The sequence below is a fragment of the Nocardiopsis sp. Huas11 genome (assembly GCF_003634495.1).
Taxonomy (GTDB): domain Bacteria; phylum Actinomycetota; class Actinomycetes; order Streptosporangiales; family Streptosporangiaceae; genus Nocardiopsis.
The window spans coordinates 3,881,586-3,904,202 of the sequence record NZ_RBKY01000001.1 but is presented as its reverse complement, the minus strand read 5'-3'; the positions used below and the strand labels follow the sequence as shown (position 1 = coordinate 3,904,202).

General features: G+C 71.4%; 19 protein-coding genes. 9 read left to right on the top strand and 10 right to left on the bottom strand.

The annotated features are described in order from the left end of the window. The first annotated feature begins 347 nt into the window (after positions 1-347). From DFP74_RS17825 to DFP74_RS17800, 6 genes are all read left to right on the top strand, one after another. Positions 348-1,616 carry an ABC transporter substrate-binding protein gene (locus DFP74_RS17825; RefSeq protein WP_158613013.1) on the top strand — a complete coding sequence of 423 codons (1,269 nt, stop codon included), beginning with the start codon at positions 348-350 and terminating at the stop codon, positions 1,614-1,616. Positions 1,617-1,624: 8 nt separating this feature from the next. Further along, positions 1,625-2,566 (top strand): carbohydrate ABC transporter permease, encoded by a 942-nt coding sequence (locus DFP74_RS17820; RefSeq protein ID WP_121182946.1) that lies wholly within the window; start codon positions 1,625-1,627, stop codon positions 2,564-2,566. After that, positions 2,563-3,405: a carbohydrate ABC transporter permease gene (locus tag DFP74_RS17815; protein WP_121182944.1), complete on the top strand. Its 843-nt coding sequence runs from the start codon at positions 2,563-2,565 to the stop codon at positions 3,403-3,405. The genes DFP74_RS17820 and DFP74_RS17815 overlap by 4 nt, the downstream gene beginning before the upstream one ends. A 6-nt stretch (positions 3,406-3,411) precedes the next feature. Next, complete coding sequence (locus tag DFP74_RS17810) at positions 3,412-3,981, top strand: hypothetical protein (protein WP_121182942.1); 570 nt, start codon at positions 3,412-3,414, stop codon at positions 3,979-3,981. A 66-nt stretch (positions 3,982-4,047) separates the two neighbouring features. Beyond that, positions 4,048-6,849, top strand: a complete 2,802-nt coding sequence (locus tag DFP74_RS17805; RefSeq protein WP_233571017.1) for a Tat pathway signal sequence domain protein — start codon at positions 4,048-4,050, stop codon at positions 6,847-6,849. A 99-nt stretch (positions 6,850-6,948) separates the two neighbouring features. Continuing rightward, positions 6,949-8,082 carry a rhamnogalacturonan acetylesterase gene (locus DFP74_RS17800; RefSeq protein ID WP_199725692.1) on the top strand — a complete coding sequence of 378 codons (1,134 nt, stop codon included), beginning with the start codon at positions 6,949-6,951 and terminating at the stop codon, positions 8,080-8,082. A 54-nt stretch (positions 8,083-8,136) separates the two neighbouring features. Here the strand turns inward: DFP74_RS17800 and DFP74_RS17795 are convergent, their stop codons facing one another. Continuing rightward, positions 8,137-8,334 carry a DUF397 domain-containing protein gene (locus DFP74_RS17795; RefSeq protein ID WP_121182940.1) on the bottom strand — a complete coding sequence of 66 codons (198 nt, stop codon included), beginning with the start codon at positions 8,332-8,334 and terminating at the stop codon, positions 8,137-8,139. Beyond that, positions 8,331-9,185, bottom strand: coding sequence for a helix-turn-helix transcriptional regulator (locus DFP74_RS17790; RefSeq protein WP_158613012.1), 855 nt, complete (start codon positions 9,183-9,185; stop codon positions 8,331-8,333). The genes DFP74_RS17795 and DFP74_RS17790 overlap by 4 nt, the downstream gene beginning before the upstream one ends. 208 nt (positions 9,186-9,393) lie before the next feature. On the opposite strand from DFP74_RS17790, the gene DFP74_RS17785 reads away from it, so the two are divergent. After that, positions 9,394-9,747, top strand: a complete 354-nt coding sequence (locus tag DFP74_RS17785; protein WP_121182936.1) for a hypothetical protein — start codon at positions 9,394-9,396, stop codon at positions 9,745-9,747. Between the two features lie 61 nt (positions 9,748-9,808). Here the strand turns inward: DFP74_RS17785 and dxs are convergent, their stop codons facing one another. The 6 genes from dxs to DFP74_RS17755 form a co-directional block, all read right to left on the bottom strand. Next, entirely contained in the window at positions 9,809-11,734 is a 1,926-nt protein-coding gene (dxs, locus tag DFP74_RS17780) for a 1-deoxy-D-xylulose-5-phosphate synthase (RefSeq protein ID WP_121182934.1), read from the bottom strand. A gap of 341 nt (positions 11,735-12,075) precedes the next feature. Next, on the bottom strand, positions 12,076-12,846 hold the full coding sequence (locus DFP74_RS17775) for a sulfite exporter TauE/SafE family protein (RefSeq protein WP_121182932.1): 771 nt from the start codon (positions 12,844-12,846) through the stop codon (positions 12,076-12,078). 253 nt (positions 12,847-13,099) lie between these two features. Next, entirely contained in the window at positions 13,100-14,380 is a 1,281-nt protein-coding gene (locus tag DFP74_RS17770; RefSeq protein ID WP_121182930.1) for a sugar ABC transporter permease, read from the bottom strand. After that, positions 14,377-15,177 carry an ATP-binding cassette domain-containing protein gene (locus DFP74_RS17765; protein ID WP_121182928.1) on the bottom strand — a complete coding sequence of 267 codons (801 nt, stop codon included), beginning with the start codon at positions 15,175-15,177 and terminating at the stop codon, positions 14,377-14,379. The genes DFP74_RS17770 and DFP74_RS17765 overlap by 4 nt, the downstream gene beginning before the upstream one ends. A gap of 83 nt (positions 15,178-15,260) precedes the next feature. Continuing rightward, entirely contained in the window at positions 15,261-16,403 is a 1,143-nt protein-coding gene (locus DFP74_RS17760; RefSeq protein ID WP_121182926.1) for a sugar ABC transporter substrate-binding protein, read from the bottom strand. 541 nt (positions 16,404-16,944) lie between these two features. Next, positions 16,945-18,120, bottom strand: coding sequence for an ROK family transcriptional regulator (locus DFP74_RS17755; RefSeq protein WP_121182923.1), 1,176 nt, complete (start codon positions 18,118-18,120; stop codon positions 16,945-16,947). A gap of 135 nt (positions 18,121-18,255) precedes the next feature. Between DFP74_RS17755 and DFP74_RS17750 the strand changes: the two genes are divergently transcribed. Next, complete coding sequence (locus DFP74_RS17750; RefSeq protein WP_121182921.1) at positions 18,256-18,855, top strand: uridine kinase; 600 nt, start codon at positions 18,256-18,258, stop codon at positions 18,853-18,855. Here DFP74_RS17750 and DFP74_RS17745 read toward each other — a convergent pair. Beyond that, positions 18,852-19,712, bottom strand: a complete 861-nt coding sequence (locus tag DFP74_RS17745) for an alpha/beta hydrolase (protein ID WP_121182919.1) — start codon at positions 19,710-19,712, stop codon at positions 18,852-18,854. The genes DFP74_RS17750 and DFP74_RS17745 overlap by 4 nt on opposite strands. A 137-nt stretch (positions 19,713-19,849) precedes the next feature. Here DFP74_RS17745 and DFP74_RS17740 point away from each other — a divergent pair, with 137 nt between their 5' ends. Continuing rightward, complete coding sequence (locus tag DFP74_RS17740) at positions 19,850-20,509, top strand: TetR/AcrR family transcriptional regulator (RefSeq protein ID WP_121182917.1); 660 nt, start codon at positions 19,850-19,852, stop codon at positions 20,507-20,509. Between the two features lie 43 nt (positions 20,510-20,552). Here DFP74_RS17740 and DFP74_RS17735 read toward each other — a convergent pair whose 3' ends face one another. Beyond that, complete coding sequence (locus DFP74_RS17735) at positions 20,553-22,616, bottom strand: serine/threonine-protein kinase (protein WP_121182915.1); 2,064 nt, start codon at positions 22,614-22,616, stop codon at positions 20,553-20,555. Position 22,617 lies beyond the last annotated feature (1 nt).

Below are 22,617 nucleotides of genomic sequence, written 5' to 3'. Positions count from 1 at the left end.
GGCCGCGAGTGTGATCCACTTCATTGCGATCAGGTAACAGGAAACTGACTTTACTGATCTGCCTTCAGCGCTTCTGAACAGGGATGACGCTGCCCTCGACCCCGCCATTGACCCGACCGCGGCCCGCACCACTCCCTCCGTTCACTCCGACCCAGGGTCTTGTCCACCTGGCATTAAGACGTTTAAATCCAAGGACGCACACGGCTCGTGCGGTCCTCCGGGGCCCCGGTCCGCGTGCGCCACCAGCCAACGAGCCTCCCAACAGCCATCCCCCAGGTCGTGGAAAGCGCTTGCTCAGTTTCGCGCGGCGCGTCTCTCCAGATCTGGGCCAGACGAGAGAGATCCACGTGAAGAAGACACCGGTCGCGGTCACCGCGCTGGCCCTGACCCTCATGGCGACCGCCTGCGGCGGTACCGGCGGGTCGGACGACGAGACCACCCTGCGCTTCGCGATCTGGGGCAGCGACGAGCGCTACGAGATCGTCCAGGGCGCCGTCCAGGCGTTCATGGACGACAACCCCGGCATCCAGGTCGAGACGACCGTCGCCGAGTACGACCCCTACTGGCAGCGGATGAACACCGAGATGGCCGGCGGCAACGCCCCCGACGTGTTCCTCATGAGCGACCGGCACCTGCGCGAGTACACCGGCCGCAACGTGGTCATGGACCTGGCGCCGCACGTCGGCGAAGGCGTGCGCACCGACGACATCACCCCCGAGGTCATGGGGCTGGGCACCGACGGCGACCACCTGTGGGGCCTGCCGATGAGCCAGATCACCATCACCATGCCCTACAACCCCGGACTGTGGGAGGAGGCCGGGGCCGAGGCCCCCGAACTCGGCTGGACCTGGGACGACTACCTCGAAGCGGCCCAGCTGGTCTCCGAGCACACCGACGAGGAGATCTACGGCGCCAGCGACTTCGGCGGCATCGAGTCCTGGTTCAAGGTCTACCTGAGCCAGAAGGGCAAGTCCCTCTACACCGAGGACGGCGAGCTCGGCTACACCGCCGACGACGTCGTCGAGTGGTGGGAGATGGCCACGGAGTTCCGCGAGGCCGGAGCCACGACCCCGGGCGAGATCACCAACGACACCACCGCCGGGACCCCCTTGATCCAGCGCCGGTCGGCGTCGGAGTTCACCCCGGACTCGACCTTCGCGCCCGACCAGGCCGACCAGTTCGACGGCGACTTCGCCCTCGCCCCGCTCCCCCAGTCCGACTCCCTCGGCCTGTACGCCGAGCCCGCCATGCTCATCAGCGCCAGCGCCCGCACCTCCCACGAGGAGGAGTCCCTGGCCCTGATCGACTACATCGTCAACGAGCCCGCCTCCGCCGAGGCGCTGGGCATGACCTTCGGGCTCCCCGCCAACCAGACCAACCGCGAGCACATCGCCGGGGACCTGGAGGGCGCCTGGCAGCAGGTGTACGAGTACGAGGAGCTGGTCGGCCCCGAGCTCAAGGAGGGTCCGCCCGCCCCGCCGCAGGGCGCCAGCACCCTGTTCGACCTCTTCACCACCTACTACGAGGACGTCATGTTCGACCGGGCCGCCCCGGAGGAGCAGGCGCGCGCCTTCTACGCCGAGGCCGAGCAGGTCATCGCCGACAACCAGGACTGAACGGCGACATGACGACCACCTCCACCCGCTCCGCCGCCCGCCGGTCCCGGCGGCGGAGCGGCACCTACGGCGACCACCCCGCCACGGGTTACCTGTTCCTGTCCCCGTGGATCCTCGGTGCCCTGCTGCTGTTCCTCGGCCCCATGCTCGCCTCGCTCTACCTGTCCTTCACCGACTACGACCTCTTCTCCACACCGAACTGGATCGGGCTGGAGAACTACGAGCGGATGCTCACCGACGACCCCAGGTTCGGCAACTCGGTGCTGGCGACCGTACGGTTCGTCGTCTTCGGCGTCCCGATCCAGCTCGCCGCCGCCCTGGGAGTGGCCCTGCTGCTGAACCGGGCGAGCCGGATGTCGGGCGTGTACCGCTCCGCGTTCTACGCGCCCTCGTTGCTGGGCGGCAGCGTCGCGCTGGCCCTGGTGTGGCGCTCGCTGTTCACCGCCGACGGTCCGGCCGACCAGCTCTCCGGCCTGTTCGGAATGCCCTCGCGCGGCTGGGTCAACGACCCCCAGCTGGCCCTGGCCGTGCTGGTGCTGCTGATCGTGTGGCAGTTCGGCGCGCCCATGGTGATCTTCCTGGCCGGGCTCAAGCAGATCCCGCAGGAGCTCTACGACGCCGCCGCAGTGGACGGCGCCAACGCCTGGCAGCGGTTCCGGTCGATCACGGTGCCCATGCTCTCGCCGGTGATCTTCTTCAACCTCGTCCTCAACACCATCAACGCCTTCCAGGTGTTCAATGCCGCCTTCGTGGTGAGCGGCGGCACCGGCGGTCCGAGCGACACGACGCTGTTCTACACGCTCTACCTGTGGCGGAAGGGATTCGTGGAGTTCAACATGGGCTACGCCTCGGCCATGGCCTGGGTCCTGCTCCTGGGCATCGCGCTGGTCACGGTTCTGATCTTCCGCAGCGCCCGCTCCTGGGTGCACTACGCGGGGGAGAAGCGATGACGCCCGCACGCATGCGCAAGCTCGCCTGGCACGCGCTGGTCCTGGCGATCCTGGTGGTCATGCTCTACCCGCTGGTGTGGATGCTGGCCAGCAGCCTCAAGCCCAGCCGCGAGATCGTCACGAGCGTCGCGCTCATCCCGCAGACGTGGGAATGGAGCAACTACGCGGCCGCGCTCGAACCGCGCGTGGGCGTCCCGGTGTGGCGGTTCTTCCTCAACACCACGCTCATCTCGGCGGGCGCGGTGGTGGGCAACGTCCTCACCTGCTCACTGGCCGCCTACGCCTTCGCCCGCCTGCGGTTCCGCCTGCGCACGCCGATGTTCGCGTTCATGTTGGTCACGATCATGCTGCCGTACCACGTGGTGCTGATCCCGCAGTACACGATCTTCCAGCAGCTGGGCATGGTCGACACCTTCTGGCCGCTGGTGCTGCCGAAGTTCCTGGCCACCGACGCCTTCTTCGTCTTCCTCATGGTGCAGTTCGTCCGCCAACTGCCCCAGGACCTGGACGAGGCCGCGCGCATCGACGGCTGCGGACCCTTCCGGATCTTCACCCTGGTGATCCTGCCGCTGCTGCGGCCCGCGCTCATCACCACGGCGATCTTCACCTTCATCTGGACCTGGAACGACTTCTTCCAGCAGCTGATCTACCTGTCCTCACCGGACAACTACACGCTGCCGCTGGCTCTGCGGCTGTTCGTCGACACCCAGGAGTCGGTGGCGAACTTCGGCCCGATGTTCGCGCTGTCGGTGCTGTCGATGCTGCCGGTCCTGCTCTTCTTCGCCGCCTTCCAGCGCTACCTGATCGACGGCATGGCGACGTCGGGCCTGAAGGGGTGATGTGACGTGTTCCCACGCCTGGGCCTGTTCGCCGAGTCCCTGCTGGTCGGGGTGCTGACCGCGCTGGCCGCGCTGCTGGTCGTGCCGGCCCTGGCCGCGGTCGCGGCCGGTTGCTCGGTCCTGCGCGAGTCGCGGACCGGGCCGGCCGGACTCGCGCTGTTCGCGGTGCGCCTGCGCGAGGCACTGTGCGCCGGCCCTCCCGTCCTGCTCCTTCCGCCCGCGGCCGTCGCCGTCCTCCTGGTGGGCCACGGAGCGGCCGGGGCGGGGCTGCCCGGGGCCCAGGCGTGGTCCGCGGCGGCCACCGTCGCCGTGACGGCGGCCGCCGCGGCGCTGCTGCGCATCGTCGCGTGCTGGCGGCCGGGCATGGACTGGCGCGGCGCCGCCCGCGCCGGGGCGGACCGGATCACCGGCGACCTCCACGGGTCGGCCCTGGTGGTCCTGGCGGTGGTCGCGGCCGCCGTGATCGCCACGGCGGTGCCCGTCATGGCGCCGCTCGTGCTGGGCCAGGCGCTGTTGGCCGCCGCGGCCGTGGAGGTACGCGCCGAGGGAAGGGAGGCGGTCCGGACCACGGGGTGACGAACGGGGCGGGGGTCCCGGCAGTTCACGTCCGGCTCCGTGCGAGCCGGTGGAAAGGCACCACACGTGTACGAGCAGACAGGCACACAGGAGAGCACGAGGACGGAGTACGTCCGACGCGACGTCCTCAAGGGCATGGCCGCCACCGGGGTGGCCGTCCCGCTCACCACGATGGCGGTGGACGCGGGCTGGGGCGAGACCGTCGCCGCCGCGACCCTGCCCACCGAACCCGCGGGCGCGCCCGACGTCGGTGTCCGGTGGCTGGAGGGCGTGCCCTCCGAACTCCCCGGCGCCACCTGGGGAACGCCCTGGCCCAAGGGCGCCGTCGCGGAGGGGTCCTCCTTCGCCCTGCACGGCGCTGACGGCACACCCGCCCCGCTGCAGACCTGGCCGACGGCGTTCTGGCCGGACGGGACGGTCAAGTGGACCGGCCACGCCATCCCCGGCTCGGTGGCCGCCCACGAGGAGTACACGCTCGGGGAGGGGACGCCGGCCGAACCGGAGACGGCGGTCTCGGTCGCGACCGGCGGCCGGGAGGTCACCGTCTCCACCGGCGTGATCACGGCGAAGATCCCCACCCGGGGCCAGTACGTGGTCTCCAGCGTCGAGCGCGACGGCGTCGTCATCGCCAGTGACGGTGAACTGGTCGCGCTCAAGCAGGACGACATCGTCGACGACGTCGAGGCGGCCCCGGCCCGCCGGCACGCCTACCGCAGCTGGGTGGACGAGGTGACGGTCGAGCAGGAGGGCCCGGTGCGCGCGGTCGTGCGCGTGGAGGGCACCCACCGCGCGGCGCGGCGGGGCAAGGTGAACGGCCGCCAGGGGTGGCTGCCGTTCACGCTGCGGCTGTACTTCTTCGCCGGATCCGACTCCTTCCGCGTGGTTCACAGCTTCGTCCTGGACAGCGACGGCACGACGGACTTCGTGGCCGGCCTGGGCATGCGGTTCGCCGTGCCGATGCACGACGAGCTCTACAACCGGCACGTCCGGCTGCTGTCGGGCGGGGAGCGCATGGTGGCCGAGGCCGTCCAGGGCGTGACGGGGCTGCGCCGCGACCCGAGCGCGCAGGTGCGGGCCGCGCAGGTGGCCGGGGAACGGCTCCCCGACATCGGCACCTGGGACCCGCGGGTCGGCGAGTGGATGCACTACGTGCCCGCCTGGGGCGACCACACGCTGAGCCAGCTCACCTCCGAGGGGTTCTCCGTGCGCAAGCGCACGGCCTCCGGGCACGGGTGGGTGCCGGTCGACCAGGGCCGGCGCGCCGCGGGCACCGGGTACGTGGGCGGAGTGGGCGGCGGTCTGGTGTTCGGCATGCGCGACTTCTGGCAGCGCCATCCGGCACAGCTCGACGTGCGCGGCGCCCACACCGACGAGGCGCAGGCGACGATCTGGATGTGGTCGCCCGAGGCCGGTCCGATGGACACGCGCTTCTACCACGACGGCATGGGCCAGGACACCCACGCCGACCAGCTCGACGGCCTCAACATCAACTACGAGGACTACGAACCCGACTTCGGCACGCCCTACGGCATCGCCCGGACCACGGAGCTGACGTTCTGGGCGGTGGCGGCCACGCCGTCGGCCGAGCGGCTCGGCGCGATGGGGCGCACGGTGAGCGCCACGCCGCAGATCGTCAACTCGACGTCGCACCTGACCTCCGCCGGCGTGTTCGGCGGCCTGTTCGCGCCCGTGGACCGCACCGACCCCGTCAAGGCCGAGATCGAGGCCAACCTCGACTTCCTCTTCGACTACTACTCCGCGCAGGTCGAACAGCGCCACTGGTACGGGTTCTGGGACTACGGCGACATCATGCACACCTTCGACGAGGACCGGCAGGTGTGGCGGTACGACATCGGCGGCTACGCCTGGGACAACTCCGAGCTCTCGCCGGACCTGTGGCTGTGGTACGCCTTCATGCGCTCCGGGCGCGCGGACGTGTTCCGCATGGCCGAGGCGATGACGCGGCACACGGGCGAGGTGGACGTGTACCACCTGGGCCAGTGGGCGGGGCTCGGTACCCGCCACAACGTGCAGCACTGGGGGTGCAGTGCCAAGCAGCAGCGCATCTCCACGGCCGGGTACCGCCGGATGTTCTACTTCCTGACCGCGGACGAGCGCACCGGGGACCTGATGCGCGCTCTGGTGGACTCCGACGAGACCTTCCTGGCGCTGGACCCGCTGCGCAAGATCCGGACCGAGCCCTACGAGCCGGACCGCAACGCGCTGGCGATCGGCCTGGGCACGGACTGGAGCGGCCTGGCGTTCGCCTGGCTCACCGAGTGGGAGCGCCGCGGGCCCAAGGCCGAGACCGCCGAGGCCAAGCTGCGCGGCACGATGGAGTCGATCGCCGCCATGCCCAACGGGTTCATCCAGGGCGAGGGCCTCTACGACCTGGACTCCGGGGTGTTCGCCGAGGCGGAGGCCGCGGTGGGCGTGAGCCATCTGTCGGCGATGTTCGGCCAGGTGGAGGTGTGCGCCGAGCTGATCGACCTGGTGGACATGCCCGAGTTCGAGGAGGCCTGGCTGCAGTACTGCCGCCTGTACAACGCCACGCGCGAGGAGCAGACGGAGGAGGTGGGCGAGCACTTCGGCAACCTCATCCTGCGCCAGGGCCACTCGCGTCTGGACGCCTACGCCGCCGTGCGCCTGGGCGAGGACGCCTACGCCGAGCGCGCGTGGCGGCAGTTCCTGGACCCGCAGGACGGCTGGGAGTACCCGCACGACCGCGACTGGAGCTCGACGGAGTCCGAGCACACCCTCAACCCGGCCGACAGCGCGCCGTGGGTGTCGACCAACACGACGGCGCTGTTCGGTCTGGCCGCGATCCAGAACCTGGCCCTGATCGGCGACAAGCTGCCGCGTACCTAGGCCGTGCCGCGGGCCCGGGGGCGCGCCGCCACGAGCGCCCCCGGGCCCGCGAAGTTCCGCTCCGCCCCTCCCCCGCCTCCCGACCCCCTGGAGAACGCAGTGCGCACCAGCCGTCTGATCACGGGGCTCACCGCCCTCGCCCTCGCCACCTCGGTGGCCGCACCCGCCCACGCCGCCGGACCCGGCCAGGGCCTGGGTCCGGCTCCGCGTCCCGAACCCGCGCTCCTGGAGGAGTGCACCGGCACGGCGCCCGTCGTCTGCCGCTTCGACGTCGACCCCGGCCGGTACGACGTGACCGTGCAGCTCGGCGGCCCCGAGGCCGCGCACACGGCCGTGTGGGCCGAGGCCCGCCGGTTGATGGTCCCCGCCACCGGCACCGACGCGGGCGAGACCGCTCGCGCGACCTTCACCGTCGACGTCCGCGATCCGGAGGGCGAGCCCACCGGCGGGGCCGGTCCGGGCGAGCCGGGGCTCACGCTGGTCTTCGACGGCCCCGCCCCCGGCGTCGACTCGATCGGGCTCGCGCCCGCACCCGCCGACCGGTCCGACCTCTACCTCCTCGGCGACTCCACCGTCACCGACCAGGGCACCCACCCCTATACCGGCTGGGGCCAGATGCTGCCCGCCCACTACCGGCACGGCCTGACCGTCGCCAACTACGCCGACTCCGGGGAGGGCAGCGAGTCCGTCCTCGCCCACCCGGCCCTGCTGCCCGCGGTCGAGCAGCGGCTCCGGCCAGGGGACACGGTCCTGTACCAGGTCGGGCACAACGACAAGCAGACGAGCGCGGAGGAGTTCCGCGCGAACCTCACCGAGGCCGTCACCCGCATCCGCGCCACCGGCGCCGAACCCGTCCTGGTGACCCCGGTGGTGCGGCGCTGGTTCACCGGCGACAGCCTCAACGAGGTAGGCCTGATCGTCAACGGTCTCGGCGTGGACCTGCCCGCCGAGATGCGCGCGGTCGCCGCCGCCGAGGACACCGCCCTCATCGACCTGACCGAGCTGAGCCGGGACCTGGTCGAGGGGTTGGGCCCGGAGGCCGCGAAGGACCTGTACCTGACCCGTGAGCTGCGTGACGACACGCACCTGTCGATCGCGGGCGCCGCAGTGGTCTCGGACCTGGTGGCCGCCGAACTGCGCGACCAGGAGCTGGTCCCGGACCGCGTCGAGGCCCGCCCGGAGATCGGCCGCGCGCCGGACGCCGGAACCGGCGAGCGCGAGATCCAGCCCTAGGACGGAGGGCCCCACCGGACGCCGTGAGGCCGTCCCGCCGTCGGCGGGACGGCCTCACGCACGTTGTTTGAGGGCGCTTGTCAGGGAGGCCCACGCCTGAGGTTCGAAGGCGAGGTACCCGAGACCGCGCTGCGTCGAATCCCGTACAGCGGCGGCGCCCGGGGTCCAGCCGACCTCCACGCAGCTCCGGCCGGTGTCCGCGCTGTAGCTACTGATCCTCCAGCCGGATACGGCGGATTCGTCGTGCTTCATCGCAGCTCCCTTTCGATCGAGGCGATCAGGTCGGCGGACTCACCAGGGCTCAGGCTCGCCGCGCGCAGCCGATCGTATCGGGCCACCAGTTGCTCCGCGTCCGAGGATTCCAGGTAGAGACCACCGGCCGGGCACTCCAAGTAACCGATGATGGGAAACGGGTCATCCATCTTGATCAGGCGGAATCCTCCATCGAGGCTCGCGAGGACACCGTGGTCCAGCGGAATCACTCGCACGTCGATGTGAGGTTCTTCGGCCTGCTTCAGAAGGTGGCGTAGTTGCGCCCGCATTACTTCCCTGTCCCCGACGACCCGTCTGAGCGTCGCCTCGTCCATGACGACGTGCAGCTTCGTGGGCTCGTCGCCCTCCAGGATGCGTTGGCGGGTCATACGCAGCTCTACACCCCGTTCGGTCTGTGAGGCGGAGTCTGTGGGGTTCACCGCGCGCATAAGTGCTTCGGCGTACTCGGAGGTCTGGAGGAGGCCGTTGATCGCCGTGCTGTCGAAGGCATCAATACGCCGTGCTCGACTCTCCAACCACACGTAGTCGATGAACCAGTCCGTGGTGTCGCGGGCATACCTGTCCCACCAGCCGGTCTTGGTCTGTTCGGCACCCAGTTGAGCCAGCGCTTCACGCTGGTACCGCCCCTCTACCCCGTACAGGTCCATCAGGGCGAGCAGTTCGGGCTGGGGAATGGGCTGAATCCCCGACTCGATGCGACTCAGCGTGCTGAAATCACGACGTACGTGCTCGCCGACCTCCTTGAGTGTCAGCTCGTTCTCAAGGCGGAGTTCTTTCAGGAGCTTGCCCAGCCACTGGGCCCTCAGTGTCGCCTTGCGCTTGCGCGCCATCCAGACTCCTAGTGCCAAATTTGGTAGACCGCTTGACACCATCCTAGGCGTGGCTCACCATTGCAGCAAGTGAGCAGAGATCACGCGGAGCGACTGGAGTGTGCAGGCACCTCTGGCCTGCTTCGAACAGACCACTGCCCGGAGCGGTCAGATGAGATTCGGCCCTCGTAGACGCTCCGGGCAGTGCCCTACAGGAGAGGCGACCCCGATGACCGAAGTCCACGCACTCCCAGCCCTCATTGTCCCGAAGGAGTGGGACGGCGTCGACACCTCCATCGACGCCGAGATCCCCGAGCTGCTCTCCGAGGACCAGTTCGACCGCTATGTGCAGACCGTCGCCGACCTCGTTCGCACCGCAGGACTGAACGTCGTCGTCTCCGAGAACGACCACGGCCACCTCGACGTGAGCCACCCGGACACCGGCTTCACCCTCGAACTCGATCTGCGGGACGACCGCAGCGCCGAGTGGGCGCTGAGCGCTGACGACGAGACCGAACCCGGGACGCCCGCACTTCAGACGGCCTCGTTGGTCGACCGTCTGCTCTCCTCGGGTCAGGGCTGACGACGAGGGTGCCCCGACCTGGCAGTCGGGGCACCCTCGTACGACGTCTGGGGGGGTGGGGTCAGGCGGTCTCGTCGGCCAGTTCGTGGCCGTGGCCGGCCTCGGTGCGCCGCAGGACGGCCTCGGTGAGCTTGCGGGACAGTTCCTGGGGGGTCAGGCCCTGCTGCTGGAGGATGCGGTCGCGCTTGGCGTGGTCCAGGAACTCCTGCTCGATGCCGAAGGTGCGCACGGGCACGTCGACGTCGTGGTCGCGCAGCAGGCGGGCCACGGCGTCACCGACCGCCCCGGTGCGGCCGTTGTCCTCGATGACGGCGACCACGCTGTGCTCGGCCGCCTCGGCCACCAGGGCCTCGTCCAGGGGCTTGACCCACACCGGGTCGATGACGCCGACGCCGATGCCCTGGTCGGCCATCCGATCGGCGACCTCGCAGGCGACCTGGGCCATCGTTCCGACGCCCACGATGAGCAGGTCGCGGGAGCGCCCGCCCTCGGTGGCGCGGCGGAGCACGTCCATGGAGCCGAGCTTGTCGATGGCGGGAAGATTCTCGGCGACCGCGCCCTTGGGGTAGCGCACCACGGTGGGCGCGTCCTCCACGGCGATCGCCTCGCGCAGCGAGGTGCGCAGCCGCTCGGCGTCGCGCGGGGCGGCCAGGCGCAGGCCCGGGACCACCTGGAGGATGGACATGTCCCACATGCCGTTGTGGCTGGCGCCGTCGTTGCCGGTGACGCCCGCGCGGTCCAGGCAGAAGGTGACGCCCTGGCGGTGCAGGGCGGCGTCCATGAGCACCTGGTCGAAACAGCGGTTGAGGAAGGTGGCGTACACGGCCACGACCGGGTGCAGGCCGTTCATGGCCATGCCGGTGGCCGCCGTGGCGGCGTGCTGCTCGGCGATGCCGACGTCGAAGATGCGGTCGGGGTGCGCGGCCGCGAACTTGTGCAGCCCGGTCGGGTGGAGCATCGCCGCGGTGATGGCGACGACGTCCTCGCGCTCGTGGCCGATCTCCACCATGGTGTCGGCGAAGACCGAGGTCCACTTGACGACGTTGGGGCCGGGCTTGGCCTCACCGGTGGCGGCGTCGAAGGGGCCGGGCGCGTGGAACTGGTCCTCGTCGTGGTTCTCCGCGGGGGCGTAGCCCTTGCCCTTCTGGGTGATGCAGTGCACGATCACCGGTCCGCCGAAGTCGCGCGCGCGGCGCAGGGCCTTCTCCAGGGCCTGCTCGTCGTGGCCGTCGATGGGGCCGAGGTACTTCAGGCCCAGGTCCTCGAACATCATCTGCGGCTGGATGGCGTCCTTGACGCCCTTCTTGAGGCCGTGCAGGGCCTCGTAGAGGGGCGGGCCGACCACGGGGGTGCGGTTGAGGGTGCTCTTGGCCAGGTCCAGCGCCTGCTCGTAGCCGGGGGCCAGCCGCAGGGACGACAGGTGGTCGGCGAGCCCGCCCCGGGTGGGCGAGTAGGAGCGGCCGTTGTCGTTGACCACCACGACCAGGCGGCGGTTCTTCTTCTCCGCGATGTTGTTGAGCGCCTCCCAGGCCATGCCTCCGGTCAGGGCGCCGTCACCGATCACCGCGACGACGGTGCGGTCGGTGCGGCCCTGGACCTCGTTGGCCTTGGCCATGCCGTCGGCGTAGGACAGGGCGGTGGAGGCGTGGGAGTTCTCGATGAAGTCGTGTTCGGACTCGGCCCGCGAGGGATAGCCGGACAGCCCGCCCTCGGACTTGAGGTTGCTGAAGTCGTGCCGCCCGGTGAGGACCTTGTGCGCGTAGGCCTGGTGACCGGTGTCGAAGAGGATCGGGTCCTTCGGGGACTCGAAGACGCGGTGCAGGGCGATGCTGAGTTCGACGACGCCCAGGCTGGGCCCCAGGTGGCCGCCGGTCTGGGCGCAGGAGACGACCAGGAAGTCTCTGATCTCCTGGGCCAACGCTGGGAGCTGGTCGGCCGGGAGCCTCTTGAGAGCTTCCGGATTCTGTATCGACTCGAACAGTGTCACTGTCTCGTCAGTCCCCTCGTCCAGCGTGTCCGTCAACTGTGCCCCGCCCGACCCCTGACATGGATCGGAACCGGCTACCGGCAGGTATACATACCCGAGTTTATGGGCCCGATCCGACGGGTCCCGCCCAGGTCGGGCTACCCCGGACCGCGAAGTCCCGTCCGGCCGCCCCGCTCGGTGGGCCGCACCGCACGCGTTGACGGCCCCGCCCTACGGTTTGGGCGTACATTACCGCCTTTGGGACGCGGTGCGGCCGCCGCCGACCCGGCCGGTCCCCAGGGCGTGTCCTGTGGATACTCGTCCTGCTGTGCGGCGCCCCAGCGGCACCCACAGAACACGCCCTACCCGAGGACGGCCTGGGCGAGCAGGCCCAGGGCCGAGACGGTGACCAGGCACAGCATCGCCAGGCGCAGCCATCCCGCGTCGACCCGCCGGCGCAGGAGATTGCCCACCCCGAAGCCGACGGCCACACACGGGATCATCGCCAGCCCCGCCACCAGCGTGCGGGTGTCCATCTGACCGCCCACCGTCAGCGCGGTCAGCGACAGTGTCGATCCGAACAGGAAGAACGCGGCCAGCGTCGCCCGGACCCGGGCGGGCGGCTCGTGCTGGTAGAGCAGCGCCATCGGCGGGCCGCCCACGGAGGTGGCGGTCCCGGCGAAGCCGGACAGGCAGCCGGCGACCACCAGGGACACCGGGGTGATGCGCACCCGGAAGGACCACACCGACAGCACGACCGCGGCGAGCACCATGGCGCCGACGGCCCCGGCCAGGGCGCGGGGCGCCAGCACGGCCACCACCCACACCGCCACGATCGTGCCCGGCAGGCGCGCGGGAAGCCCCCACGCGATGCCCCGCCAGTCCACGTGCCGCCACTCCTGGAGGAGGGTGAGCACCGGGAGCAGGACGGCGGCGATGAGCATCGCCCCCGGCATCAGCGTGGGGTCGAGGAAGGAGATGACGGGAGCGGCGACCAGGCCGAGGCCGAGGCCGACGGTGCTCTGGACGGCGGCTCCGGCCAGGACGGCCGCGCCGGCGATGAGCAGCACCACCCAGATGTCGGTGGAGCCGGCCAGTCCCTGGGCGGCGGGGCGTGCGATGTCTTCGATCATGAGGACGCCGAGGCTATATGTCGATCCATCCGACCGGGATTAGGAGATCCGGACATCGGATGTCCGCACCGGGGAACGGTCGGCACACGCCACGGCGCGCCCGCCCGGAGCCCTTGTGGAGCCGGACGGGCCCACGCCACGGCGCACCCGCCCTGGCCCCCTGTGGGGTCCGGGCGGGCGCGCCGTCGGGTCCTCGCGGGCACCCGTCTTCTCCGCCGTCCCGCGCCGCCGCGGGCCCGGGGAGGAACGGTCCCTAGGCGCCGCCCCTGGCGTGGGTCTTGCGACCGCGCCGGGAGATGGCGTCCAGGATCACCGCGACCAGCAGCACCGCGGCGGTGATCATGAAGCGCACCGAGGTGTCCATCTGCAGAAGGAGCAGGCCGGAGGCGATCGCGCCCAGCACCAGACCGCCCAGAAGCGCGGAGTAGGCGTTGCCCCGACCGCCGAACAGGCTCGTACCGCCGATGACCGCGGCCGCGATGGCCATCATCAGTTCCTCACCGCCACCGGTGGACACGCTCGCCGCGAAGTTACGGGAGACGAGCATGATGCCGCCCAGGGCCGCCAGCGTGGAGGCGATACCGAACACCGAGATCCGGATGAAGTCCACACTGATGCCGGCGCGCCGAGCGGCCTCGGAGCTGCCGCCGACCGCGTAGACCATGCGGCCGTACCGGGTCTTGCGCAGGACCAGGTCCAGGGCGACCACGAACCCGACGAAGATCAGGAAGGCCAGCGGCACACCCTTGTACTGGTTGAGCACCCACACGCCGCCCGCCAGCGGCACGGTCAGCAGCGCCGACCGGAAGAGCACCTCGGCGAGGGGCTTGTAGGGCAGCCCGGCCAGACGGCGCTTGCGCTCGACCGTGAACACCGCGGTCATGTACAGCGCCACGGTCAGGACCACGAGCGCCCAGCCCACGAGCGGGACGAAGTAGGTCTGGGTCAGCATGGCGATGGCGCCGTTGGGGCTGGTGTTGACCGAGCCGGAGCTGTCCAGGAGGTAGACGTGCAGGCCCTGCCACCCCAGAAGGCCGGCGAGGGTGACCACGAAGGCCGGAACGCCGAGCTTGGCGAAGATGACGCCGTGCAGGAGGCCGACCGCGAGGCCGACCAGGACCGCCACGCCGATCGCGACCCACTCGGAGACGCCGAAGCGCACCGCCAGCACCGCCAGGACGGCGGCCGACAATCCGGACACCGAACCGACGGACAGGTCGATCTCGCCCAGCAGCAGGACCATGATCACGCCGGTGGTCATCAGACCCACGGCCGCGATCTGCACGGTCAGGTTGGACAGGTTCTGCGGCGACAGGTACCGGTCGTTCATCGACTGGAACACGATCGCGATGAGGATCAGGCCGACGATGACCGGGACGGGCCCGAGTTCGCCGCCGCGCAGGTTGCGGCGCAGCGCCTTGAGCCAACCGCTCGGTGAGGCGGCCGTGACCAGGAGCCGGGGGTCGCGCTTGGGCCCGCCGGGCGCGCCCGCCCCTTCGCCCGACGCGGGCGCGGCGTGAGTCTGCTGTGTCATCGGTTGTCCTCCGTGGCCAGGGCCGAGTCACCGGTGCGGCTGGAGCGCCGGGTGACCGGGTTGTCGGCGGCGCCGGTGATGGCGGCCACGATCTCCTCGTAGCTCGTCGAGGCGATGGGGTAGTCCCCGGCGGTGCGGCCCAGACGGAGCACGACGGCGCGGTCGGCGACGGCGCGCACGTCGGCCATGTTGTGGCTGATGAGCACCACGCCCAGCCCTTGGTCGCGCAGGCGCTCGATGAGGTCGAGCACCTGGGCGGTCTGGGCCACCCCCAGTGCGGCGGTGGGCTCGTCGAGCATCACCACGCGCGGCTGGCCGAGCAGGGAGCGGGCGATCGCGATGATCTGCCGCTGGCCGCCGGAGAGCGAGGCCACGGGGATGCGCAGGTTCGGAATGCTGACCGACAGCGAGTCGAGCAGCTCACGCGCCCGGCTCTCCATCTCGACCTCGTCGAGGGTGCCGGGGAAGTGGAGCTTCTCGTTGCCGAGGAACAGGTTGCCGACGATGTCCAGGTTGTCGCACAGCGCGAGGTCCTGGTAGATCGTCGCGATACCCAGCTTCTGGGCATCGGACGGGGCACCGATGGTGACCGGCTGCCCGTCCCAGGTGATGACCCCGCCGCTGTCGGCGGGGTGGGCCCCTGCGATGACCTTGACCAGGGTGGACTTGCCGGCGCCGTTGTCGCCGAGCAGGGCGACGACCTCTCCGGGGTCGACGTGGAAGTCGACCTCGCTCAGGGCACGGACGGCCCCGAAGGTCTTGGAGATCCCGGACAGTTCCAGGACGGGTGTACTCATGCGCTCTTTCTCTCTTCTCGACCCAGCGGGGCGGACGGACTCACCGTCCGCCCGCCCCGCCCGGGGCGTGGCGCCTGGCCCGGTTAGAGGGCTTCCTGGCAGAAGTCGGTCTCCTCGTAGTCGGCCGTGCAGATCTCCTCGATGGAGTAGATGCCGTCGGAGACCACGGTGTCGCCGATGTTCTCCTCGGTCACCGAGATCGGCTCGAGCAGGATGGAGGGCACGGCCTCGCCGTTGGCGTCCTCGACGTCGGTGAGGGAGTACTCGCCGGCGTCCAGGTCCTCGCCGGTGGCCAGCGAGACCGCCATCGCGGCGGCGATCTCGGCCTCCGGCTGGATGGCCTTGTAGACGGTCATGTGCTGCTCACCGGCGATGATGCGCTGGATGCCGTGGAGCTCGGCGTCCTGACCGGTCACGGGGGGCAGGTCCTCGGTGGACACGCCCGCGCTGCGCAGCGCGGAGATGATGCCGGAGGCCATGCCGTCGTTGGCGGAGTAGACGCCGATGATCTCGTCCACGCCCAGGGAGGTGATGGCACCCTCCATCTGGCTGTTGGCCTCGTCGGGCGACCAGTCCGGGGTGTCGAACTCCTGGCCGATCTCGACCTGGCCGTCGAAGATCTCGTGCGCGCCGGCCTTGAAGTCCCCGGCGTTGGGGTCGGTGGGCGAGCCGTTGATCATGACGATCTCGCCGTCGCCCGCGGTGCCGCTCTCCTCGAGCGCCGCCAGCAGGGCCTCGGCCTGGACCTGGCCCACGCGGTGGTTGTCGAAGGAGACGTACATGTCCGCGCCGCCCTCGGCGAGGCGGTCGTAGGCGACCACGGGCACGCCCTGCGAGCGGGCCTCGTTGACGGTGCCGGCCGCGGCCTGGGAGTCCACGGCGCCGAGCACGAGGACGTCGACCCCGTCGGTCAGCATGGCCTGGGCCTGCGTCTGCTGCTCGTCGACGTCCTGGTCGGCGTTGGCGTAGGAGAGCTCACAGTTGGGGCAGAGCTCGGTCAGGGCCTCTTCGAAGAAGGGCCGGTCGAAGGCCTCGTAGCGCGCGGTCTGCAGCTCGGGGAGCAGCAGGCCGACGTGGAAGCCCTCCTCGACCGTGTGCTCGGCCTGCTCGCCGTCTTCACCGGAGTTGGTGAGGGCACTGCAGCCGGAGACGAGTAGGGCCAGGGAGGCCGCGACGGCGGCGAGGCCGCCTGTGAACTTCTGGTGGGTTGCGAAGCGTCGGGTCATCAACGCTGTGCCTTTCTTCACGGGGGATTTTCGGTGTGGGAACTCGCGAGCAATGATGTGAAGTACAACCCCGCGGCGGGCTTGCCGTCAACTCCTGAACACATAACTGAAACATCACGGACGTTGCCTTCAAGCACTAAAGGCATGGAAACCCCTGGCCAGAGCGGCTCGCAGCACACGTGACCTTGTGTGAAGGGTACGCGCCGATCACTCGTCTCTGAACTTTTTACCTGCCCCTGACCTCGGAGGATGTCGCCGAACGCACCCTCGGGAGCCTCGTCGGCGGCGGACTCGGGCGACGCACGCGCCCCCGCCGACGCTGCGAGACGGTGACGCTCCCCACAGTGACGAGCCCTACAAGCCTTGGGCGAGCGCGGCGTGGCGCACCGTGCACACCCTGGTCAGACGGTGCGGGTGAGCGAGGGCCCATGGCGAGGCCGGGGCCGTCGCAGGACGCGCCCGCGGCGCCGGGTCGGCCACGCGCGACAGTAGGAGCCGCCGGCCTCGACGGGCCGGGCGCCTCACACACGGCGTGCGCCGGTCAGCTGACGCGCTGAGCGGCGATGAGCAGCGCGCCGTACAGGGAGGCGTCGCCGCCCAGCGCGCTCGTCACCAGTTCGAGCCGGCCCAGCGCGCTGCCGAGCCCTCCCAGCTCCATCGCGCGGCGCATCGGGTCGAGCAGCAGCTCACCCGCCTCGGCCAGGTCGCCGCCGACGACCACCCGGTCCGGGTTGAACAGGTTGGCGATGATCGCCGTGCCCTGCCCGAGCGCCGTGCCCGCCTCCGACACGATCCGCCGGCAGCCCAGGTCGCCCTCCAGGGCGGCGGCCACGACGTCGGGCACGCCGACCGGACCGGGTCCGCGCGAGACGTCCACGTTCTGGGGCAGCATGTCCAGCAGGTAGTGCGCGCCCGTGAACGTCTCCAGGCAGCCGCGGTTGCCGCACCGGCACACCTGACCGCGCGGGTCGAGCGCGATGTGGCCGACCTCCCCCGCCGTGCCGCCCGATCCGCGGAAGAGCCGGCCGGACAGGATGATGCCCGCGCCCACGCCCTCACCGATGATCAGGGTGATCACGTGCTGGGCGCCCTCGCCCGCGCCCCGGTGCTGTTCCGCCAGCGCGGCGAGGTTGGCGTCGTTCTCCGCCACGACCGGCAGGCCCAGCCGCTCGGTCAGCGCCTTGGCCGGACGGTGGCCCGCCCAGCGCGGGACGCACGAGATCCGGCCGACCTCGCCGGTGCCCGGGTCGATCGGCGCGGGCACCGAGGCCACGACCGCCGACACGGTGCCCACGTCGATGCGGGCGCGCTGCAGTGTGGTCTCCGTCAGCCAAGCGGCCCGGCGCACACCGCGCTCGGCGTCGGCGGCCACGTCGTAGGCGATCGCCTCCCGGGCGAGCATGTTGCCGTCGCTGTCACCGACCGCCACCTGGATCCGGGCGGGCATGAAGTCCACGGCCACCACCGCGCCGGGCGGACGCAGCAGGGTGACCGCGCGGGCACGGCGCCCGTTCGAGGCCGTGTCACGGACTGAGACGGTGCCCGCGGCGCGCAGTCCGCGCACGATGTTGGACACGCTGGCGGCGGACAGCCCGGTCGCCCGCGCGAGCTCGGCCTGGGTGCGCGTGCCCTCCTTGCGGAGCGCGTCCACGATGCGGCGTTCGTTGGCCTGGCGCAGGGCGGACTGTGATCCCGGTGTCCCGGCGGTGTCGGTCACCCGGTGGCCCCTTCTTCGTCTCTCGTGCAAGCGCGACGGCGCTGCTGAGACGAATGCTACAAGCATTGAACGCAAGCGGGGACGGCGCCGGTACCGTGCTCTCCCATGCCCTAGGGTGCGTTCGTGCCAGTACCGATGATCAGCACCGCCGAGCGCGGTTGGCAGTCCCGCGCGGTCTCGCTCCTGCCCGACCGGGGCGCCGGCGTGCGCGTCGTAGCGGTGGAGGGCCGTTCCGGCTCGGGCAAGAGCACGGTCGCCGACCACCTGCGCGCGGACCTGGCCGCACGCGGCGAGCCCGTCCACGTGCTGACGATGGAGGACCTCTACCCCGGGTGGGACGGGCTGGCGCGGGCGCCGCACCTGCTCCGGGACTGGGTGCTGGCCCCGCTGCGCCGCGGGGAGCCGGCCGCCTGGCACCGCTACGACTGGGAGCGCGGGGGCTTCGCCCCGGAGTGGACCCGGCTCCCGGAGGACGTCGCCGCCGGGGGCACGCTGGTGGTGGAGGGCTGCGGAGCCGGCGCGAGGCAGGCCCGCGCTCTGACCGACGCGCTGGTCTGGGTGGCGGTGCCCGGCGCCGAGCGGTCCCGCAGGCTGGACGCGCGGGGGGACGCCGCCGTCTACGGCCCCCACCGGGACCGGTGGGCCCGACAGGAGGAGGACTTCTACGCCGGGCACCGTCCCCGTGAGCACGCCGGGATGGTCATCGACAACCCCCGCGCGGCCGACCCCCGCTAGGGCGAGGCCACCGGCGCGCCCTGGACGAAGGCGGTGATCCGGTCCAGGCTGTCGCCGTCGGTGAGGATGCCGTTGTGCCGGAGCCCGGACGTGGTGACCAAGGCGGCGCGGTCGCCGAAGGCGGCGAGCATGCGGCGCGACTGGGCGTGCGGAATCATCGGATCGTCCTGGTCGTGCAGGAGCAGCACCGGTTGGGTGAGGGTGTGCGCCTCGTGAACGGCGTCGAAGCGGGTCCACACCGTGGTGTCCCCGGCGAAGTGGTAGCGCTCGATCGCCGTGCGCAGGCCCGCCACGGTGCGCGGCCGCAGCCGCAGACCGGCGGTGAACCCGGCGATGACGACCTCGAAGTCGGCCACCCCGGAGACGAGGACCAGCCGGTCCGCCTCGATGCCCTGACGCAGGGCGTGGACCGAGAACAGCGCGCCCAAGGAGTGGCTGACGACGGCGCTGAAGCGACCGTGCCGGGACTGCAGGAGGCCGATGATCTCCTGGGCGTCCAGGATGGTACCGGCCCGGCCGCCGGTCGCCCCGTGGCCGGGGGCGTCCCAGGACACGGGGCTGTAGCCGAGGTCGAGCAGGCGGCGTACGAGCGGCGCGAACCGGGAGGCCCGTGAGAGCCACCCGTGCGCGAGCAGGACGGGGCGGGCGCCATCACCCCAGGCGTAGGTCGCCACCTCCCATTCCCCCACGTGCAGGTGCTCGGTGCGTGCCAGGTCGTGGACGTCGCGGTCCGCCTGCGCGACCGGGCGGACCCGGCCCGTGCGGACCCAGAGGCGACGGGCCAGCTCCCCGGCGAGTGCGGGGGCGGGCAGCGCGAGGGCGTTGAGGGCGGTTCCGGTGATCGCGATGGTGTTCACTGCGGACTCCGATCCGTGCGGCGGGCCGCACCAAGAAAACTATACGAACGATCGTATTATTTGTTCGCCAGGGCCTTCGCGTCAAGGGCTGGGTGTTCTAGGATGAGATCGACCGATCGTCTACCCAGGAGGCATGGATGAGCACCCGGACCGACGGACGGGTCCAGCGCGGCGACCAGACCCGCCGGACGGTGCTGGCCAGCGCCCTCGACATCGCCTCGGTGGAAGGGCTGGACGGTCTCTCGCTCGGGCGGCTCGCCAAGGAACTCGACGTCAGCAAGAGCGGGGTGTTCGCGCACTTCGGATCCAAGGAGGAGCTCCAGCTCGCCACGATCAGGGCCGCCCGGCGCGTGTTCGTCGAGCACGTGGTGCGCGAGGCGATGACGGTGCGCCCCGGGATCGGCCGCTTGTGGCGGCTGTGCGCGAACTGGATCGAGTACTCGCGCGCACGGGTCTTCACCGGCGGCTGCTTCTTCTACACCGTGAACGCGGAGTTCGAGTCCCGCCCGGGCCGGGTGCGCGACGCACTGGTCGAGGCGCACCAGGAATGGCGCCAGGCCCTCACCCAGGCCGCCCGGGACGCCCGGCAGCTGGGCGAACTCTCCGACACGGCCGATCCGGCGCTGCTGGCCTTCGAGGTCCGGGCGTTCATGGAGTACGCGAACGCGGTCTCGCTGCTGGAGGACGACCTGGCCACGCCCTACGACATGGCGCACTCGGCGATCAGCGCCCGGCTCGACGCCCTGGTCACCGGCGACGCGCCGCGTCCATGGGCCGAGGCCGAGCCGGGAGCCTGAGCGCCGCGCGAGGCCGCCGCGGGTGGCCGCCCCCCGGCCCGGGTCAGGGGCGGCGGAGCAGTCCGAACGCGGCCGCGGCGTACCCGGCGCGCGCGGCCCCGGTGGCGCCCTCCACCCGGGCCCAGAGGGCACGCGCCCACTCCGCCCTGCCCGGCCGGTCGCCGGGGTCGGGCTGCACGACCAGCTCCGGGTGCAGCAGGAACGCCAGGGTGAGCACGGGGTCCGTGCGGCCCGAGGGGTCGTTCTCCTGCCACAGGCCCGCACCGGCGCGGACCGCCGCTTCGAGGTCGTCGGCCAGCACGCGCAGCGCGTCGGCGTCCGGGGCGCGGTGCGCGGCCATCAGCCGGATCACCGCCGGACGCGCCAGCAGCAGGCGCTCGTGGGCGGTGCGGTCACCGGGCGCCGACGGGCGGGTGTCGCGGAACAGGGCACGCAACCCGGCCGGGGAGGCGTCCCGACCGCGAAAGACCGGCGGCAGGTCCGGGCGCAGCTGAGCCACGAACGACGCCACCGCCAGGTTCACGTCGACCACGCCGCGTTGGAAGGGCGAGCGGTCGGCGAGTGTCACGCGCAGGTCGTGGCCGACCCACCAGTCGAGCGCGGCGCGTTCGGTCGGGTCGCCGAAGACCGAGGCCGCCTGGGTCCAGTCGCGCTGCATCGCGGCCGCGAGTTCGCCGGCGTCGGCGTACGCCCTGCCCGCGAACCGGTAGGTCGGCGCCGCGCCATGCGCACTCGCCCCGGGCTCGGACGCCGAACCCGCGAACCCGGCACCGGGATCCGGCGGCACTGCCTGACCCGAGGTGTACGGGGCGCCCGTGTATCCCACGCCGAGGTCCGGCGGTACACGGCCCGACGTGTGCGGGGTGCCCGTGGGATGCGAGACAGGCGGAGCCGCCCCGGGACCGGGCGTGTACGGGGTGCCCGTGTACCCGTCACCGGGATCGGGCGGAGGCACCGCGTGCTCAGAGGTACGCGGAGGACTCGCGTGCCCCGACGTGTACGGCGGCCCCGTATATCCATCACCGGGATCCGCCGGCACAGGACCCGACGTATACGGGGTCCCTGCGTGCCCCGAGGTGTACGGGGCGCCAGTGGGAGGCGAGACGGGCGGAACCGGCCCCGGACCAGACGTGTACGGCGGACCCGTATACCCATCACCGGGGCCGGGCGGAGGCACCGCGTGCTCAGAGGTACGTGGAGGACCCGCGTGCTCAGAGGTGTGCGGGGTGCCCGTGTGTGCCGCGTCCTGGGTCTCCTCGGGGGTCGCGAACCGTGTGTAGGCGCGGGTCGGAGGGATCCCGGGGCCACCGATGGCCAGGGGCCGCCCGGTGACCAGGTGGTCCATCAGCGCGGCCGCGTCGGGACGCCGCTCGGGATCCTTGTCCAGACAGACGCGGACCACCGTGGCGAGGGGTTCGGGCACCCCTCCGGTGTCCGGCTCGCTCGACAGGATGCGGGCGATGCGCGAGGCCTGCGTCGGTCCGGGGAAGGCCTCGTGCGCGGTGGCCGCGAACACCATCACCGATCCCCAGGCGAACAGGTCCACCGCCGGGGTGAGCCGGGCACCCTCCAGCTGCTCGGGCGCCATGTACCCCACGGTGCCGATCACACCGCTGGCCGTCACGGAGGTCGCCTCGACGGCGCGCGCGATCCCGAAATCGATCACCCGCGGCCCGTCCGGGGCCAGCATGATGTTGTCCGGCTTCAGGTCCCGGTGCACCACGCCCGCCGCGTGGATCGCCGCCAGGGCCGTGGCCGTGGACACCGCCAGCCGCAGGAGCGCGGAGCCCGTGCGCGGACCCTTCTCGGCGACCGCCTTGGTAAGCGTGGGGCCCTCGATGTACTCCGTGGCGATCCACGGCCGCTCGGCCTCGGGGTCGGCGTCCAGGATCGCTGCGATGCAGAATCCACTCACGCGTCGTGCCTGGTCCACCTCGGCCGTGAAGCGCCGACGCATGTCGGTGTCCTCGGCCCAGGCGGCGTGCAGCAGCTTGACCGCCGCCCGCGTGCCGTCCGGCCGCTCCCCCAGGAACACCTCGCCGAACCCGCCGCGCCCCAGGGAGCGCGTCAGCCGGAATCCGCCGACCGTCCGCGTCGTCTCCTCCACG

Coding starts and splice junctions, on each gene's coding strand:
- DFP74_RS17820 (WP_121182946.1), top strand. CDS start 1,625: ATGACGACCACCTCCACCCGCTCCGCCGCCCGCCGGTCCCGGCGGCGG.
- DFP74_RS17815 (WP_121182944.1), top strand. CDS start 2,563: ATGACGCCCGCACGCATGCGCAAGCTCGCCTGGCACGCGCTGGTCCTG.
- DFP74_RS17795 (WP_121182940.1), bottom strand. CDS start 8,334: ATGAAGCACGACGAATCCGCCGTATCCGGCTGGAGGATCAGTAGCTAC.
- DFP74_RS17790 (WP_158613012.1), bottom strand. CDS start 9,185: ATGGCGCGCAAGCGCAAGGCGACACTGAGGGCCCAGTGGCTGGGCAAG.
- DFP74_RS17785 (WP_121182936.1), top strand. CDS start 9,394: ATGACCGAAGTCCACGCACTCCCAGCCCTCATTGTCCCGAAGGAGTGG.
- DFP74_RS17775 (WP_121182932.1), bottom strand. CDS start 12,846: ATGATCGAAGACATCGCACGCCCCGCCGCCCAGGGACTGGCCGGCTCC.
- DFP74_RS17770 (WP_121182930.1), bottom strand. CDS start 14,380: ATGACACAGCAGACTCACGCCGCGCCCGCGTCGGGCGAAGGGGCGGGC.
- DFP74_RS17765 (WP_121182928.1), bottom strand. CDS start 15,177: ATGAGTACACCCGTCCTGGAACTGTCCGGGATCTCCAAGACCTTCGGG.
- DFP74_RS17760 (WP_121182926.1), bottom strand. CDS start 16,403: ATGACCCGACGCTTCGCAACCCACCAGAAGTTCACAGGCGGCCTCGCC.
- DFP74_RS17750 (WP_121182921.1), top strand. CDS start 18,256: ATGATCAGCACCGCCGAGCGCGGTTGGCAGTCCCGCGCGGTCTCGCTC.
- DFP74_RS17740 (WP_121182917.1), top strand. CDS start 19,850: ATGAGCACCCGGACCGACGGACGGGTCCAGCGCGGCGACCAGACCCGC.